The following is a 1,918-nucleotide window of genomic DNA, read 5'->3' as shown; positions in this document are numbered from 1 at the left end:
CCACGATGGAGATCCTCACCGGCCCTCTCACCTCACAGACCAAATTCGCCCTGGCCGAGGCCCACAAGACGGCCATCGCCGCCGCTCGCAAGCAGCACCGCGTGGCGATCCTCTCCGATGTCCTGGACGGGCTGACCGCCCCGCAGCCGACCCTTCTCGGGCAACAGCCAGTTACTGACGAGGAGTTGGTGGAGTGGGGCCAGCCGGCCGCGCTCGCCCTGGACTCACTGTGCAACCCCAACCGTGACCTGCACGGCATGTTCGACGGTCCGACGACCGAGGGGATCGACCTCGACGCCCGGCTGATCATCTTCGATCTGACGAAGCTGCCGCGCGAGGGCGAGGCGATGCCGTTGTTGATGGCGGTCATCGGGCCCTGGCTGCGGTTCGGATGGATCAAACCGAATGACCTGATCAAGAGAACTCTGATCGTCGAGGAAGCGTGGCACATCCTCTCCCACCGCCCGGTGGCAAGGCTGTTCGAGGAGCTGATCAGGTACGGCAGGCGCCTGGGCCTCTCCTTCTGGGCGGTCCTGCACCACCTCGGGGACCTGCTGCTGGAGCACGCCCCGGAAGCGGCGGCCATCCTGAAACTGACCGCGACCCGAATCCTCTATCACATGGACCGGGACGAGGCCGAGACCACCGCCAACTACCTGGGACTTCCCGACTGGGCACGCACGGCGCTGACGGACGGCTCCAACGTGTGCGCGCCAGGACGGGCCATCTGGCAGGTGGGGTCGCGCATCAACCTGGTGGAACATATCCGGACCCCGCTGGAGATCCGGCTGACGGACACCAACCTCCGGATGACGGAGGGGCAACGTGAGCCTGCGGAACGCCAGAGCGCACCGGCGTCGGCCCCGATGATACGGCTCCACAAGGGGTCCTCAGCATGATACCGAAAGCCGCTACCCCCAAGACCGCGGCGCGCCTGCGCCTCGGACGCGATGCCGTGTGGATCCTCCCGTTGATCGCGGCGTTCGCGCTCACCGCGCTGCTGTGGTTGACCGCGCTTGTGTCCGGTCTCCTGGCACACGGACGGCCAGCGGCCATCACCTGGGACTCCGCGGGCCACGCAGTCGTCACCGTCTTCCGCCACCCCGGCGACCCGGCAGCCGCCTGGCCGCCGAGCGCGGGCGTAGCCGGCCCGCACGTGTTCTGGCCTATCTTCCTTCTCCTGCTCGCCGCAGCGGCCTGGGGGACATGGAAGACGTATCGGTGGTGGAAGCGCCGGGGCCTCGACGGCGCTGACGGGATGGCGACCCGGGCCCAGCTGGAGAAGGCCATGGGCGAGCAACAGGCCCTGACCCGTGCAGTATCACTGCGTCCCTCACTCGCCGAGCACAATCCCAAAGCCATCACAATCCGCGACGTCGCCGTCTACATCGGCAGCGCAGACCCCTCGCACATCCATCTCTGGATCACTGTCGAGGAATCGATGGTCTTGGTCGCCCCGCCGCGCGAAGGAAAGACCTCCCAGATCATTCTTCCCGAGATCCTCGAATTCCGCGGGACGGTTCTCGCCACCAGCAGCAAGACCGATGTCCTCTACAGCAATGCGCTTCTGCGGCAGGAACACGGCCGGGTCTGTGTGCTGGACCCGACAGGACTGTCCGGCTGGCCGAATCAACTGCGCTGGCCTCTGACCGCTGGATGCGAGGAATACCAGGTCGCGCGCAAGCGTGCCGAGACCCTCGCCGCGACCACGAAAAGCGAAGAGGGGACCAAAAATGGCGGCTATTTCGCGCTCAACGCGAAAACCCTTATCACCTGCTGGCTGCATGCCGCAGCCCTCCATAACCGACCCGTCCTCGACGTGCTGGCCTGGGCGACAGACCCCGACAACCGTGAGGCCACTGACCTGCTGGCAGCCAAGTGCAAGCATCTGCTCGCTGCTGCGCTCGCCGGCCAGCAC

2 protein-coding genes are annotated in these 1,918 nt (G+C 66.5%); both read left to right on the top strand.

Going from position 1 to position 1,918, the window contains the following annotated elements:
* Nucleotides 1-899, top strand: an 899-nt coding sequence (locus ACWGJ2_RS40345; RefSeq protein ID WP_453351403.1) for an ATP/GTP-binding protein, incomplete at its 5' end; no start/stop codon positions are given.
* A partial coding sequence (locus tag ACWGJ2_RS40340; protein WP_453351402.1) for a type IV secretory system conjugative DNA transfer family protein occupies nucleotides 896-1,918 on the top strand: 1,023 nt, incomplete at its 3' end. The genes ACWGJ2_RS40345 and ACWGJ2_RS40340, both read left to right, overlap by 4 nt.

The organism is Streptomyces sp. NPDC054796, from assembly GCF_053611545.1.
The sequence above is the reverse complement of the archived record's forward strand: the minus strand, read 5'-3'. Positions and strand labels throughout refer to the sequence as shown.